At 62.1% G+C, this 13,949-nt stretch carries 13 protein-coding genes and 2 tRNA genes; 10 read left to right on the top strand and 5 right to left on the bottom strand.

Annotated elements, in window-relative coordinates; genetic code table 11:
* Positions 1-4: 4 nt before the first annotated feature.
* Positions 5-1,180 carry a cytochrome P450 gene (locus LGQ03_RS03640; protein ID WP_226747286.1) on the bottom strand — a complete coding sequence of 392 codons (1,176 nt, stop codon included), beginning with the start codon at positions 1,178-1,180 and terminating at the stop codon, positions 5-7.
* A 160-nt stretch (positions 1,181-1,340) separates the two neighbouring features.
* Here LGQ03_RS03640 and LGQ03_RS16700 point away from each other — a divergent pair, with 160 nt between their 5' ends.
* On the top strand, positions 1,341-2,123 hold the full coding sequence (locus tag LGQ03_RS16700; RefSeq protein WP_226747285.1) for a cobalamin B12-binding domain-containing protein: 783 nt from the start codon (positions 1,341-1,343) through the stop codon (positions 2,121-2,123).
* A 2-nt stretch (positions 2,124-2,125) separates the two neighbouring features.
* Here LGQ03_RS16700 and tpiA read toward each other — a convergent pair whose 3' ends face one another.
* Entirely contained in the window at positions 2,126-2,869 is a 744-nt protein-coding gene (tpiA, locus tag LGQ03_RS03630; protein WP_226747284.1) for a triose-phosphate isomerase, read from the bottom strand.
* 67 nt (positions 2,870-2,936) lie between these two features.
* On the opposite strand from tpiA, the gene LGQ03_RS03625 reads away from it, so the two are divergent.
* Positions 2,937-3,857: an isopenicillin N synthase family dioxygenase gene (locus LGQ03_RS03625; protein ID WP_226747283.1), complete on the top strand. Its 921-nt coding sequence runs from the start codon at positions 2,937-2,939 to the stop codon at positions 3,855-3,857.
* Here LGQ03_RS03625 and LGQ03_RS03620 read toward each other — a convergent pair.
* The 3 genes from LGQ03_RS03620 to LGQ03_RS03610 form a co-directional block, all read right to left on the bottom strand.
* Positions 3,854-4,216 carry a HesB/IscA family protein gene (locus LGQ03_RS03620; RefSeq protein ID WP_056033529.1) on the bottom strand — a complete coding sequence of 121 codons (363 nt, stop codon included), beginning with the start codon at positions 4,214-4,216 and terminating at the stop codon, positions 3,854-3,856. The two genes, LGQ03_RS03625 and LGQ03_RS03620, sit on opposite strands and share 4 nt — an antisense overlap.
* 173 nt (positions 4,217-4,389) lie before the next feature.
* Positions 4,390-4,749, bottom strand: coding sequence for an SUF system Fe-S cluster assembly protein (locus LGQ03_RS03615; RefSeq protein ID WP_056033526.1), 360 nt, complete (start codon positions 4,747-4,749; stop codon positions 4,390-4,392).
* 80 nt (positions 4,750-4,829) lie between these two features.
* The gene (locus LGQ03_RS03610; RefSeq protein ID WP_226747282.1) at positions 4,830-6,068 is read right to left on the bottom strand and encodes a glycerophosphodiester phosphodiesterase family protein; all 1,239 of its coding nucleotides are present in this window, start codon (positions 6,066-6,068) and stop codon (positions 4,830-4,832) included.
* Positions 6,069-6,239: 171 nt separating this feature from the next.
* Between LGQ03_RS03610 and tgt the strand changes: the two genes are divergently transcribed.
* The 8 genes from tgt (at position 6,240) to LGQ03_RS03570 (ending at position 13,705) form a co-directional block, all read left to right on the top strand.
* The gene (tgt, locus tag LGQ03_RS03605; protein ID WP_226747737.1) at positions 6,240-7,370 is read left to right on the top strand and encodes a tRNA guanosine(34) transglycosylase Tgt; all 1,131 of its coding nucleotides are present in this window, start codon (positions 6,240-6,242) and stop codon (positions 7,368-7,370) included.
* Between the two features lie 16 nt (positions 7,371-7,386).
* Complete coding sequence (locus LGQ03_RS03600) at positions 7,387-7,947, top strand: hypothetical protein (RefSeq protein WP_226747281.1); 561 nt, start codon at positions 7,387-7,389, stop codon at positions 7,945-7,947.
* 266 nt (positions 7,948-8,213) lie between these two features.
* Positions 8,214-10,622 carry an endopeptidase La gene (gene lon / locus LGQ03_RS03595; RefSeq protein ID WP_226747280.1) on the top strand — a complete coding sequence of 803 codons (2,409 nt, stop codon included), beginning with the start codon at positions 8,214-8,216 and terminating at the stop codon, positions 10,620-10,622.
* A 156-nt stretch (positions 10,623-10,778) separates the two neighbouring features.
* Positions 10,779-11,222, top strand: a complete 444-nt coding sequence (locus LGQ03_RS03590; protein ID WP_226747279.1) for an HU family DNA-binding protein — start codon at positions 10,779-10,781, stop codon at positions 11,220-11,222.
* Positions 11,223-11,234: 12 nt separating this feature from the next.
* Positions 11,235-11,309: transfer RNA gene (locus tag LGQ03_RS03585), tRNA-Val, on the top strand.
* A 70-nt stretch (positions 11,310-11,379) separates the two neighbouring features.
* Positions 11,380-11,985 (top strand): histidine phosphatase family protein, encoded by a 606-nt coding sequence (locus tag LGQ03_RS03580; protein ID WP_226747278.1) that lies wholly within the window; start codon positions 11,380-11,382, stop codon positions 11,983-11,985.
* A tRNA-Val gene (locus tag LGQ03_RS03575) sits at positions 11,976-12,051 on the top strand. The genes LGQ03_RS03580 and LGQ03_RS03575 overlap by 10 nt, the downstream gene beginning before the upstream one ends.
* Positions 12,052-12,112: 61 nt before the next feature.
* Positions 12,113-13,705: an AMP-binding protein gene (locus LGQ03_RS03570; protein ID WP_226747277.1), complete on the top strand. Its 1,593-nt coding sequence runs from the start codon at positions 12,113-12,115 to the stop codon at positions 13,703-13,705.
* Positions 13,706-13,949 lie beyond the last annotated feature (244 nt).

Below are 13,949 nucleotides of genomic sequence, written 5' to 3'. Positions count from 1 at the left end.
TGCCTCAAATACTCCCGCCGGAGGCGTCCCGCACCATCAAACGTTCCAGCCCGTGGAAATGAAACGCATCCGCATAGACAGGCCTTGTCACCTGTTCCAGATGCGGCAGCCTTTCCCACAGCACATCGAGAGCGACACGCAACTCCAGACGTGCCAGCGGTGCGCCGACGCAGAAATGGATGCCGCCGCCGAATGCCACATGTGCCGGACCCGAACGGTCGGGGTCGAACCGGTGCGGCTCTGACCAGATCGCAGGGTCGCGATTGGCGGCCCCCAGCAGGCATGCAATCCGGTCGCCGCGTTGAAATGTCTGTCCCAGCACCTCGCAGGGGGCATAGACCCAGCGCGTGAACATGTGCAGCGGCGGGTCATGGCGCATGATTTCCTCGACCGCGGCGGCATCGGCGCGGCGCTGTCCGGTTTTCAGCATGGTCGCCACGCCGTTGCCTAGGGTGTGAACCGTCGCCTCGTGGCCTGCATTCAGCAACAGGATCGCAGTCGAAATCAGTTCCGGTTCCGACAGGCGGGCGTCGCCGTCGCGGGCGGCGATCAGGGTGGACAGCAGGTCATCGCCGGGTGTCGCGCGCTTGGCAGCGATATGATCCCGAAGAAAAGCGGTAAACGCGCGAGTGGCGCTGTCCGCCTCGGCCATGATCTGCGGTGTCAGGCGGGCCTGATACATCGCAACCATGGCGTTTGACCAGCGCAGCAGGTCATCCGCCGCCTGTTCCGGAACACCCAGCAGGCGGGCGATGGTAATCACCGGCACGGGCCGGGCGTAGGCGTCCAGCAGATCGAACGCCCCGTTCGGAAAACGATCGATCAGGTCATGGCATAGCGACCTGATTCCGTCCTCGAGGGCGGCAATGGTGCGCGAGGTAAAGGCGCGCAGCACCAGACCGCGCAGGCGAGTGTGGTCCGGGGCCTCAAGTTCCAGCATGGAATGGGCCTCGACGGCGTCGAATGCGGCGCGCGCGGGGTCGGCTGCTGGTTGCGTCAGTGGCGCGCGGCCCATGCGTTTGTCACGCAGCACGGCTGATACGGCGGCATGGCTGACCGCACAGGGCATGGCATAGTCCGTCCAGTAGGCGAAATCACCGGCTGCCCGCATGCTGTCGTAAAACGGATATGGGTCCTGCACGAAGGCCGGATCGGTCGGGCTTTGATCAAAATGTTCCATGATCTCTGCATGCTACCAGCCGCGACCATGTGCAAGCATGGGTTGCGGCATTCTGTCCCCCCGGTCGGCATACCAAAGCATTCCGTAAAAAAATGTATACAACGGGGTGCAGGATAAGTCAGGCTACTGACAGCGCTTGAGTCTGCCGGGAGGGGAGGCCGTGACCGAGAAAGACAGCCGGAAAAACCAAGGCGATCCAGCGTACCGGCGCACGTCGGACGATTCGGTGCGTGATGTGGCCAAGGAAGCGATGCGACGTCTGGCATTTCGGATGCCAAAAGCGGCAGAACAGGGGTTCGATCCCGGCCGCGCGGAAATCGACCGCCTGTGCCAGCTGCTGACAGAGCCGGACAGCAAGCCGCTGAAGCAATACATCAAGGGTTTGCTTGATGACGGCAATTCGCCGGCCAAGATCTACATTGGTTATATCGCATCTGCGGCGCGCAGGCTGGGGCAGGATTGGGTCGATGATTGCCGCAGCTTTGCCGAGGTGACACTGGGATCCGGGCGACTGCATCAGATCGTCCGTGAACTCAGCGCGCATCAGGACCGCGCAGATGGGCGCAAGGGCGATGCGCCCCACGCCATGCTGGCGCTGGCCCCGGGTGAAACCCACACGCTGGGAATCGAGATTTTCGCCAACCTGCTGCGCGATGACGGATGGGACGTCGAAATCTGCATTGGTGGGACGCAGGCGAGTATCCTGAAACGTGCCCGCGAAGGCAGCCACGATGTCGTGGTGCTTGTGGGTTACGGGCAGGGGGACGCGCTGATCTTTGCCAGCCTGGTGGATGACCTGCGTGCAGCACTGCCCGACGGGGCAGTGCTGATGGCGGGTGGTATCGTGGAATCAGCGCCCGAGATTCCGGGTGTCCCGCCCGAGGACTGGCTGACGGATCTGCCCAGCGCCGTGTTGCGGTTGCGGCAGCGCTTGCCGGGCTGACCTCAGGCGTTTTCCAGCGCCGACACGATGGGAGAGAAATCGGCGGCCTTCAGGCTGGCACCACCGACCAGGGCACCATCCACATCCGCGACGGCAAAGATTTCGCCCGCATTCGATCCCTTGACCGACCCACCATAAAGCAGACGCACGCCCTCGGCCTGTTTCATCAGGTCGCGCAGGGTGGCGCGCAGGGTGCCATGCACTTCGCCGATCTGTTCGGTGGTGGGCACCTTGCCGGTGCCGATCGCCCAGACCGGTTCGTAGGCGATGACCGTGTTGGCGGCTGTCGCACCGGGCGGCAGCGATCCGCGCAGTTGGTCTGTGATGACCGTCAGCGCATGACCGCTTTCGCGTTGGTCCAGCGTTTCACCGATGCAGATCACCGCCACTAGGCCTGCTGCATGAGCGGCTGCGGCTTGCCCTGCGACATCGGCGTCAGTTTCGCCGTGGTCGGTGCGGCGTTCTGAATGGCCGACCAGCACGTGGCTGGCACCTGCATCACGCAGCATCGGTGCGCTGATGTCGCCCGTATGTGCGCCGCTGCGTTCGGCATGGCAGGTCTGACCACCGATCTGGAGCGCATGGGTCCCACGCGCCCAGGCCATTTGTGCGATCAGTGTGGCGGGGGCGCAGATCAGCATATCCACGTCCGGGTCCGGGTGTGCCTCTGTCAACGCCTTGATTTCGCTCAGGTCATCGACCAAGCCGTTCATCTTCCAGTTGCCTGCCGCCAGTTTGCGTCGCATGAGAGGTCCCCTTTGCCAATGCCCGCGGCTTTGGTAGCAAGTCGCACACAGAACGGAAAGGCCGACCATGATCCCACGTATTGACGCCGCCGCATTGACCGATCCGCAGCACGCAGGCCACGCTGCAGCGCGTGACGCGGCCGCGACCGCAGCAACCGGGGTTGGGTTCCTGACCATTCACAACACGGCGTTGACGCCCGCACGCGTGTCAGATGTCATTGTGGCCTACCGCGCATTTTTCCACCTGCCAGCCGCGGCCAAGCAAACCGTCGACATGTCCCGCACCGGATCGAACCGGGGCTGGGGGGCGTCCGGGTCGGAACAGGTCAATCCCGACGCCAATCCCGATTACAAACAGGTTTTTGATTGTGGCGTCACGCTGCCTGCCAGTCATCCCTACCGGACGGCGGGCATTCCGGCCTATGCGCGCAACCAGTGGCCCGATCAGCCAGCCGATTTTGCGCCGCTGCTGCGGCGTTATTTTACCGATGCCTGTCTTGTGGCGCGCGGTCTGCTGGTCGCGATTCTAAATGCCGTGGGCGAGGATGGCCCGTTTTTTGCGGACAAGTTCGGCACACCGATGGCCCTGCTGCGTGGGAATTTCTATCCGCGGCGCCCGGCGTCGGCAGGGGCTAGGGATTTCGGGATCGCCACGCATACCGATTACGGGTGCCTGACCTTGTTGGCGACTGACGGATCGCCCGGTCTGGAGGTCCGCCAGCGCGGTGGCGGCTGGATTCCCGTAAGCGCACCACCGGGTGAATTCGTCATCAATTTCGGAGAGATGCTGGAAATCTGGACCGCTGGAAGGGTCAAAGCGACCCCGCACCGCGTCATCGGCACGCAGGACGAACGAATTTCAGTGCCGTTGTTTTTCAACCCTGACCATGATGCCAATGTGGCCCCAGCGGGTGCCGCACCTGTGATGGCATTGGATCATCTGCAAAGACGGTTCAATGAAACCTACGTTCACCTGCAAAAGACCTAAGTGGTCGTGATCGCCTCGTTGAACTTGATCGACTCGCCGCAGCCGCAGGCATCCACGACGTTAGGGTTGCGGAACTTGAAACCGCTTTCCAGCAGAGTGGTTTCATAGTCGATTTCCGTGCCGAACAGGAACATTTGCGCCATGGGTGCAATCATCACCCGTGCGCCGTCCTGTTCCACGACCTCGTCCATCGGATCGACCTCTGACACGTAGTCCATCGTGTATTCCATGCCAGCGCATCCGCCCTTCTTGACGCCGATACGCAGGCCCTGCGACCCGTCCTTGGCCATCAGTTTCGCGATCTGGCGCGCGGCCTTGTCGGTGATGGTGACGGCCTGTTTGCCGGGAATGCCGAACATGGGATGTCCTTTCTGATGCCTTTTCAATGTAGGCGGGATGGCACCGTGTCTCAAGGGGGGCGGTCTCGCAGTGCGCAAGAGGGAGCAGCCCGGTGCGATCGCACAAGATCGCATGCGCGTGGTGCATCGTGGTCGCGCCCCGACGATCGGGTCTGAAACGACGGCAGTCGGGGTTACATGAACCCCAGTTCCAGCCGCGCCTCGTCCGACATCATGTCCATGCCCCACTGCGGCTCGAAGGTCATTTCGACGTCGACGTGCTTCACACCTTCGAGAGGTTCGACCGCATCGGCGACCCAGCCAGGCATTTCGCCAGCCACGGGGCAACCCGGGGCCGTCAGTGTCATCGTGATGTTCACCGCGTTTTCGTCGTCGATCGCGATCGTATAGATCAAGCCCAGGTCATAGATGTTGACCGGGATTTCGGGATCATAGACGGACCGGCAGGCCTCGACGATCTTTTCGTGCAGTGGATGATCGGTAGAGGAAGGCGCAATCAGTGGCGTGCCTTCCATCGGTGTCTGATCGGTCATGTCTTCGATTCCCGGCTATTCCTGACCAATCATATAGGATTAGCGGCGCGGGCCGTAAAGGGTGACCCGCGCCTCTGTTATTACAGGCCCATGCAGTTGGCGTAATAGGTGACCGTCGCAGGCCAGTCGCTGAACATGCCTTCGATGCCGACGTCTTGTGCCAGAACGTCCAGCACTTCGTAGTAGTCGCCGTCACTGCTGATCGCGTCTGCAACGGACTGGAAATACCATCCACCACCGGTGGCCAGCGGACCGCTGCGCTCGTAGCTCCATGCGATGATGTTCAGACCGGCGTCCTTGGCCGCAGTCGCATAGGGCGACGGAACGATCTGGCCTGCATCGTCCAGCGTGATCAGCATCCACAGCGGCGGTGCGATATAGTTCACGCCCATATCGGCCAGTTCCTGCATCGTTGGCTGAAAAGTCGCCGGGTCCAGCGGGTCGATCGGACCTTCGTCATCGTCCGATGCCTCATAGCGGTCGTCGAGATAAACGGCCTGTGCGCCGAAATCCGGGGTGTTCGCGATCCAGTATTTCACATCGTCCAGATTGAACGATTGCAGCCAGACATCTGCGGGATCGACCCCGGCAGCGACGTATTCATCGACCAGTTTCTGTGCATATTCCTCTTGCGTGAAATCACCGTCGGGCATCGGCACGCTGGCGGATTTCAGTTCGGGGGTGAATTTCGCACCCAGGTCCGCAAACAGCGCAATGCTCTCGGCATGGGTCATCAGCTGTGCGTTGTCGTCGTACAGGTTCGTGCGCCAGTCTGCAGTGCCGCCCAGATAGGCCTCGACCGTGGTGGCGGTGGAAACGGCGGCGTCCATCTTGGGGCGCAGGGTCTGGAATTCGGCCAGTGTCAGATCCGACGTGCGGCATTCCGCGCTGGCGGGCGTATCGCCGTCGGCGGGGGTAAAGGGTGCGGTGCATTTCTCGGCCAGATCGGTAGCCAGAATGTTCGTCGTCGTGTGCAGGTCGTTCTGCGCATGACGGCAGACCAGTGCGTGATCGGCGGTAAATGTCACGTCACATTCCAGGATGCCTGCGCCCATGCCAGCGGCGGCGCGGTTCGCTTCGACGGTATGTTCGGGGAACATCAGCGGCGCGCCGCGGTGACCGATCGAGAAATCGGTGCGGGCGATCTGCTGACCCTCGCAGGCGGCAAGCGCGTCCTTCAGCGGGCCGTCCTGCATCTGGCTGATCAGATATGCAGGGCGCGGGCCATAGCCATCCAGCGGTCCAGAGGCGCTGTGCGTCTCGGCCAGGGCGGATGTTGCGGCCAGGGCTGCAACACATGTCAGCATGCGGGTTTTCATCGGGTTCTCCCTAATTGGTTATCGCAGGCGGTCTAAAACCTGCAGTTGTAACGCTGACGCATCAGGTTTGTGACGGCCAGATGAAATCCTCTGAGTGGCAGGTCTTCGCCCATGCATTCCATCCGCGCGCACTTCGCATTAAGGAGGGGCGACATGACCGGGGCCAATACAATGACAGACCGCTTTTCATTCGATTTGCATGCGACGGACGGGGCGGCCCGCACGGGTGTGATCCATACGCCGCGCGGCGACATCCGCACACCGGCCTTCATGCCGGTGGGGACGGCGGCCACGGTCAAGGCGATGCTGCCGGACAGTGTTGCGGCCACCGGTGCGGATGTGCTGCTGGGCAATACCTATCACCTGATGCTGCGCCCCACTGCGGAACGCATCGACCGGCTGGGCGGGCTGCACGGGTTCATGAACTGGAACAAACCCATTCTGACCGACAGCGGCGGGTTTCAGGTCATGTCACTGGCAGAGCTACGCAAACTGACCGAGGACGGTGTGACCTTTCGCAGTCACGTGGATGGATCGCGCCATCATCTGTCACCGGAACGCAGCATGGAAATCCAGCGCCTGCTGGGGTCGGACATCGTGATGGCCTTTGATGAGTGTCCCGCCTTGCCAGCGGACCGCACGCGCATCGAGGACAGCATGCGGCTGTCGATGCGCTGGGCTGCGCGCAGTCGCGCGGCCTTTGGTGACCGGCCGGGATACGCGCTGTTCGGCATCCAGCAGGGTGGTCTGGAACGCGACCTGCGCGCCGAAAGCGCAAAGGCCCTGATCGACATCGGGTTCGAGGGTTACGCCGTCGGCGGACTTGCCGTGGGCGAAGGACAAGAGGCGATGTTCGGCTGTCTCGATTATGCGACCGACATGCTGCCAGTGGACAAGCCGCGCTATCTGATGGGGGTGGGCAAACCCGACGACATCGTGGGTGCGGTCAAACGCGGGATCGACATGATGGATTGCGTGCTGCCCAGCCGGTCCGGGCGCACGGGGCAGGCGTTCACCCGCCACGGCGTCGTGAACATCAAGAACGCCCGCCATCAGGACGACCCCCGCCCGCTGGACGAGGGATGCAGCTGCCCGGCCTGCACAGGCTATTCCCGCGCCTATCTGCACCACGTGTTCCGGGCCAAGGAAATGATTTCGGGCATGCTTTTGACATGGCATAACCTTCATTACTTCCAAGTCATCATGCAGGAGATGCGCACGGCCATCGCAGCGGGCACCTTTGCCGAATGGGAGGCCGGCTTTCATGCGGGACGCGCACAGGGCGATATCGACCCGCTGTAATTTCAGGAGCCAAGCCATGCGTTTCATTCTTGCCATCCTCTTGCTGCTGCCCGCGGGTTTGCGCGCAGAGAGTCTGTGCGGCGTCACCGACAATGCGGCCCTGCTGGACATGCTGGCAGGTGATTGGCGCGGTGACACCTATCTGTCGGCGGTCAACGCGGTCATCGACCAGACGGAAATCCAGCCCCGCGCCGAGGCCGAACGTGTCACAATCGGGACGGACGGTATCCTGAGTGTCGAGGCGATCGCGGCGGCGATGGGGGGCGAGGGGCTGCCGATGGTCCTGTCACCTACCCCCGTCTACAACGTGGATCAGGTGGATGATCTGCTGGAGACCACAGAAGCCGAGGTGCTGGCCGATGTGCTGTCGGACACGCCCTGCGGACCAGAAGAGTTGCCGCAGTTCGTGGCCAAATTCGGTTTCGATCAGGCGGATGCCGATGGCGTGCGGTTCGAAGGGCAGGTGGTGTTGATCCCCTATTTCGACGACCGCATCCTGCGTCTTGATCAGTTTGACGTGAACACGGGCGAGATGGTCCTGTTCGTGACCGTCGCCTCGGTGCTGACCCGCGAATGACCGGTGGTGCGACCCGCATCGGGCTGCCTTGTCAGTGTTAGCGCTGTAGGGCAGGCCGGACGGGCTGCGGGGTCGAGCGTGCCGCGCGGGCTGAATTGATATCTGCGGGTTGTTATTGTGCGGCGCAGGTTTCATCATGGCCGCCAGTGCGCGGCAATCGTCTGGTTGAAATGCATCGGTTGATGCCCCAGATATTGTGTTCGAGGAGATGGACGAGCGCCGCCGCATTGGGGCCGGTCCGTCTTGCCAAAACAAGGAAAAATACCATGCAAGAGCCACTTGCGACATCATACCCCGTCCTGCCGCTGCGCGACATCGTTGTGTTCCCGCACATGATCGTGCCGCTGTTCGTCGGCCGCGAAAAATCCGTCCGCGCGCTCGAAGAGGTGATGCGTGACGACAAGCAGATCCTGTTGTCCAGCCAGATGAATCCGGGCGAAGATGATCCCGCGATCGACGGCATCTACCGGACCGGCGTTCTGGCGAATGTGCTGCAATTGCTCAAATTGCCCGATGGCACCGTCAAGGTGCTGGTCGAAGGGCGTGCGCGCGTCGAAATCACGGAATTCCACGAGAATGACCAGTTCTTTGAGGCATCGGCCCGCTATCTGGAGGAAGTCCCCGGTCAGGAGGACGAGCTCAAGGCGCTGACCCGCACTGCAGCGGCAGAGTTCGAACGCTATGCCAAGGTCAAGAAGAACATCCCCGAAGAAGCCATGGCCGCCGTCAGCGAAGCGACGGAGCCTGCCAAGCTGGCCGATCTGATCGCAGGTCATCTGGGGATCGAGGTGGATGAAAAGCAGAAACTGCTGGAAACCCTGTCCGTGTCCGAGCGTCTTGAAAAAGTTTACGGCCAGATGCAGGGCGAGATGTCCGTGCTGCAGGTCGAGAAAAAGATCAAGACCCGCGTGAAAACTCAGATGGAGCGCACGCAGCGCGAATACTATCTGAACGAACAGATGAAGGCGATCCAGAAGGAGCTGGGCGACGGCGAGGACGGCCAGAACGAGGTCGACGAGCTGGAAGCGCGGATCAATGACACCAAGCTGTCCAAGGAGGCGCGCGAAAAGGTCGATGCGGAGCTGAAAAAGCTCAAGAACATGTCGCCCATGTCGGCAGAGGCTACTGTCGTGCGCAATTACCTGGACTGGATCCTGGCGGTGCCATGGGGCACCAAATCGCGCACGAAAAAGGACCTTGGTCACGCGCAAAAGGTCCTGGATGACGACCACTATGGCCTCGAAAAGGTCAAGGAACGCATCGTCGAATACCTCGCCGTGCAGCAGCGCAGCAAAAAGCTGAAAGGCCCGATCATGTGCCTTGTCGGCCCTCCGGGCGTGGGTAAAACCTCGCTTGGTAAATCCGTGGCCAAGGCGACGGGCCGCGAGTTCATTCGCATCTCGCTGGGTGGCGTGCGCGACGAATCCGAAATCCGCGGTCACCGTCGGACCTACATCGGGTCGATGCCGGGCAAGATCATTCAGGCGCTGAAAAAGGCGAAAACCACAAACCCGCTGATCCTGCTCGATGAAATCGACAAGATGGGTCAGGATTTCCGTGGCGACCCTGCGTCTGCCATGCTCGAGGTGCTGGACCCGGAACAGAACGGAAGCTTTGTCGATCACTACCTCGAGGTCGAATACGACCTGTCGAACGTGATGTTCCTGACGACGGCGAACTCTTACAACATGCCGGGGCCGTTGCTGGACCGGATGGAGATCATCGGTCTGTCCGGCTACACCGAGGACGAAAAGCGCGAGATCGCGCGCCAGCACCTGCTGCCCAAGGTCATGAAAAACCACGGGTTGAAGTCCAAGGAGTTTGCCGTCGACGACAGCGCCCTGACCGATATCGCGCGGTATTACACCCGCGAGGCCGGTGTGCGTAACTTTGAACGCGAACTGGCCAAGGTTGCCCGCAAGGCGGTGACGAAGATCGTCAAGAAAGAGGTCGAAGCCGTTGATGTGACGGCCGAAAATCTGGGCGACTACTTGGGTGTGCGCAAACATCGCTACGGTCTGGCCGAACAAGAGGATCAGATCGGTGTTGTCACCGGGCTGGCCTATACGTCGGTCGGTGGCGAACTGCTGAGCATCGAGGCGCTGCGCCTGCCGGGCAAGGGCCGGATGAAGACGACCGGAAAACTGGGCGACGTGATGAAGGAATCCATCGACGCCGCCAGTAGCTATGTCCGGTCGGTGGCACCGCAGATCGGGGTCAAGCCGCCTAAGTTCGACACGCTGGACATCCACGTGCACGTGCCGGACGGGGCCACACCCAAGGACGGCCCGAGCGCCGGTCTGGCCATGGTCACGTCGATCGTATCGGTCCTGACGCAGATTCCGGTACGCAAGGATATCGCCATGACTGGCGAGGTATCTCTGCGCGGCAACGCGATGCCGATTGGCGGGCTCAAGGAGAAACTGCTGGCCGCCCTGCGCGGCGGGATCAAGACCGTGCTGATTCCGGCGGAAAACGAAAAGGATCTGGCCGATATTCCCGACAACGTGAAGGAAGGTCTGACCCTGATCCCCGTGACGCATGTGTCAGAGGTTCTGGAACATGCATTGGTCCGCCAGCCCGAGCCGATCGAATGGGACCAGGAGGCAGAGGATGCCGCCGCAGCTGCCACGCTGGCCCGTCGGGGCCTGGAGGCATCGACCGGCTTTCACTGACCCTCTGGAAATCTAGCCAACGCAGCCCCGCCACACCGGCGGGGCTGTTTGCGTTTTGGCGGCACGGTCGTCACAGGTCGTGGATTCCTGTGGATCGGTCATGGTCAGGCCGCAAAGTTTCGCTAAGGTTGGTTCAAACCGGAATCGGAGCCTGCGATGTCATCGAAAACGAACCCCGCCACCGAGGGCAAGACCGTCACACTCAAGCCTGCGACACCAAAGGTCGACACGATCCCGGCCAAGGCGCAAGTGGCCGCCCCGACGCCCAAAGTGGTCGGGACCGCGACCGCATTGGACGCAGGCGAGCCAATCAAGAAACCCGAATTCATCGACCGTGCCGTGGCGCGGTCCGGCGTCAAGAAAAAGGACGCCAAACCCGCGATCGAGGCCGCCATGGCGGAACTGGCCGATATCCTGCTGGCCGGAGGCGAGCTGATATTGCCACCGATGGGCAAGTTGAAATCCATCAAATCCAAGGATCTGGGTGAGGGCGCGCAGATGCTGACGCTCAAGCTGCGCACGATGAAGGATGGCGCTGGTCAGGGCGCGGGGCCAAACACTTCAAAAACCGGGGTTGCAGACGACGACGAGGACGGCTAAATCCCCACTCGCGGGTGATTAGCTCAGTGGTAGAGCGCTTCGTTCACATCGAAGATGTCAGGAGTTCAAATCTCTTATCACCCACCAGAATACAAAAGGCGTCACCGCAGGGTGGCGCCTTTTTGCATTGTCGGCGCATGAACAAGGGACCAACGGGATGACCTATCCGGACCTCTACATACTGCGGCATGGCGAAACCTTCTGGAACGCCGAAGGTCGCATGCAGGGCCACCTGAATTCACCGCTGACACCGCGCGGCGTGGCGCAGGCCCATGCACAGGCAGCGCTGCTGGCGCGTGCGAATCTGACCGGATTTGCCTTTTACACCAGCCCGCTGGGCCGCGCTGTGCAGACGGCTGCGATCGCGTTGGGACCGCTTGCCACCACGATCCGCACGGACGACCGCCTGATGGAAATCGACGTGGGCGCTTGGCAGGGCTGTTTGCGACGCAACCTCGTCACGGGTGACCTGGTCGAGGGACCGGACGGGGATGTCACGCTCTATGCGCGGGCCCCGGGTGAGGGGCTGGCAGCACTGACCGCCCGCGCGCAGGCGTTTCTGGATGATCTGGACTGTCCGGCGGTCGTCGTGTGTCACGGCATCATCAGCCGCGTGCTGCGCCGTCTGGTGCTGGGACTGGGGCCCGAGGCGCTGGCTGATCTGCCGGGGGGGCAGGGCAACGTATTTTACCTCAGCCAGGGTCGCCAGGAAGAGTTGCGCTCGCCCTCGGCATTGGGTAATCCGTCACCAGCGGGTGGTTAGCTCAGTTGGTAGAGCGTTTCGTTTACACCGAAAATGTCGGGGGTTCGAGCCCCTCACCACCCACCATCGCACCTGACGCCATCACACGAAGCTTGACGCGCGCATCGGTGCGGGGCCAGATCGGCAGATGTTGAGCCAGAAATCCGACTATGCCCGGACCCGTGATGCGTTTCGCTGGGATATTCCGCGCCACTACAACATCGGCGTTGATTGTTGCGACCGCGTCGCGGATCTGCATCCGGATGCGGCCGCGATTATCGACGCCTCCGGTGACAATCCGCGCACCGTGACATTTGCCCGGTTGCGCAGCCTCAGCAATCAGATGGCAAGGCTGCTGTCACGCTACGCAAGCGCTGGCAGCCGGATCGGCGTGCTGCTGCCGCAATCGGTCGAAACAGCGATGACACACCTTGCAGCGTTCAAGCTGGGGGCCATTTCCATCCCGTTGTTCACCCTGTTCGGGCCTGACGCCCTGCGCCACCGATTGCGCGATTCGGGTGCCTGCGTGCTGGTGACCGACGCCGCGGGTGCAGCCAAGATCGACACGATCCGCGCTGATCTGCCTGATCTGGTCTGCGTCATCGTGATCGGTGCGGATCTGGATGCCACCTTGGCAGGATTGCCCGATGTTTTTACCCCTGCCCGGACTGCAGCGGACGACCCTGCACTGCTGATCTACACCTCTGGCACCACTGGCGCACCCAAAGGGGCGCTGCACGCCCACCGCGTTCTGCTGGGCCATCTGCCGGGCGTCGAGATGAGCCACGATTTCCTGCCGCAACCCGGTGACCGGATCTGGACGCCGGCCGATTGGGCATGGATTGGCGGATTGCTGGATGTGCTCCTGCCCGCATTGCATCACGGCATTCCCGTCGTGGCCTGCCGCTTTGCCAAGTTCACGGCAGAGGCGGCCTTTGCCTTGATGCGGGATCATGGTGTGCGCAACGCGTTTCTGCCGCCGACCGCGCTCAAGATCATGCGGCTGATGCCGGACCCGCCGCAGCTGAACCTGCGCTCTGTCGCCAGTGGCGGCGAAACGCTGGGCACAGAGCTGATCGACTGGGGCCAGCGGGTGCTGGGGTGTACGATCAACGAATTTTACGGCCAGACCGAATGCAACATGATCGTCAGTTCCTGTGCGGCACTGGCACCGGCTGTCCCCGGCGTAATGGGGTTTGCTGTGCCCGGTCATGATGTGCAGGTCATCGATCCCGACGGCCAGCCCTGCCCAGTCGGGGCAGAGGGCGATATCGCCTGCCGCAGTCCCGACCCGGTCATGTTCCTGCGCTACTGGAACAATCCGGCTGCGACAGAGGCCAAGATGCGCGGCAACTGGTTGCTGACTGGTGATCGTGGCACATGGTGCCCGGATGGGCGCATCCGGTTCAAGGGACGGGACGATGACATCATATCATCGGGCGGTTACCGGATCGGTCCTGCGGAAATCGAGGATTGTCTGCTGACGCATCCTGCCGTGCAGATGGCCGGCGTCGTCGGTGCCCCCGATCCAATCCGGGGCGAGGTGATCGTGGCATTCGTGCAACTGGTGTCAGGTGCGGTGGGGGAAGATGCACTTGCCGACACGCTGATCGCGCATGTTCGCAATCGGCTGGCTGCCCATGAGGCACCGCGGCGCATCATCTTTGCAGGCTGCCTGCCACTGACCACCACAGGCAAAATCATCCGCGCCGATCTGCGGGCGCGACTGGCGCAGGGCTGAGGGGGTCGCTGTTTTTCAAATATCCCGGGGGAGGTCTGCAAGACCGGGGGCTGGCCCCCTCCAACCTAGCACGCGGGCGCATCGCAATCATTTTTGCGTTGTGCCGCATTTTGCGCATTCTCGCGCTTGACGGGGGTGGGGGGCTTGCATAGAAGCGCGGCACGCTTTGCGACACGCAAGGTGGTCAAGATGCGCGGTTGTAGCTCAGTTGGTTAGAGTACCGGCCTGTCACGCCGGGGGTCGC

It is taken from the genome of Loktanella gaetbuli, from assembly GCF_020531945.1.
GTDB lineage: Bacteria > Pseudomonadota > Alphaproteobacteria > Rhodobacterales > Rhodobacteraceae > Loktanella > Loktanella gaetbuli.
This window is presented reverse-complemented; position numbering and strand designations above follow the sequence as displayed.

Bases quoted from the DNA above. Each gene is read 5' to 3' on its own strand.
- LGQ03_RS03640 (WP_226747286.1), bottom strand. From the start codon at position 1,180: ATGGAACATTTTGATCAAAGCCCGACCGATCCGGCCTTCGTGCAGGAC.
- tpiA (WP_226747284.1), bottom strand. From the start codon at position 2,869: ATGCGACGCAAACTGGCGGCAGGCAACTGGAAGATGAACGGCTTGGTC.
- LGQ03_RS03625 (WP_226747283.1), top strand. From the start codon at position 2,937: ATGATCCCACGTATTGACGCCGCCGCATTGACCGATCCGCAGCACGCA.
- LGQ03_RS03620 (WP_056033529.1), bottom strand. From the start codon at position 4,216: ATGTTCGGCATTCCCGGCAAACAGGCCGTCACCATCACCGACAAGGCC.
- LGQ03_RS03615 (WP_056033526.1), bottom strand. From the start codon at position 4,749: ATGACCGATCAGACACCGATGGAAGGCACGCCACTGATTGCGCCTTCC.
- LGQ03_RS03610 (WP_226747282.1), bottom strand. From the start codon at position 6,068: ATGAAAACCCGCATGCTGACATGTGTTGCAGCCCTGGCCGCAACATCC.
- tgt (WP_226747737.1), top strand. From the start codon at position 6,240: ATGACAGACCGCTTTTCATTCGATTTGCATGCGACGGACGGGGCGGCC.
- LGQ03_RS03600 (WP_226747281.1), top strand. From the start codon at position 7,387: ATGCGTTTCATTCTTGCCATCCTCTTGCTGCTGCCCGCGGGTTTGCGC.
- lon (WP_226747280.1), top strand. From the start codon at position 8,214: ATGCAAGAGCCACTTGCGACATCATACCCCGTCCTGCCGCTGCGCGAC.
- LGQ03_RS03590 (WP_226747279.1), top strand. From the start codon at position 10,779: ATGTCATCGAAAACGAACCCCGCCACCGAGGGCAAGACCGTCACACTC.
- LGQ03_RS03580 (WP_226747278.1), top strand. From the start codon at position 11,380: ATGACCTATCCGGACCTCTACATACTGCGGCATGGCGAAACCTTCTGG.
- LGQ03_RS03570 (WP_226747277.1), top strand. From the start codon at position 12,113: ATGTTGAGCCAGAAATCCGACTATGCCCGGACCCGTGATGCGTTTCGC.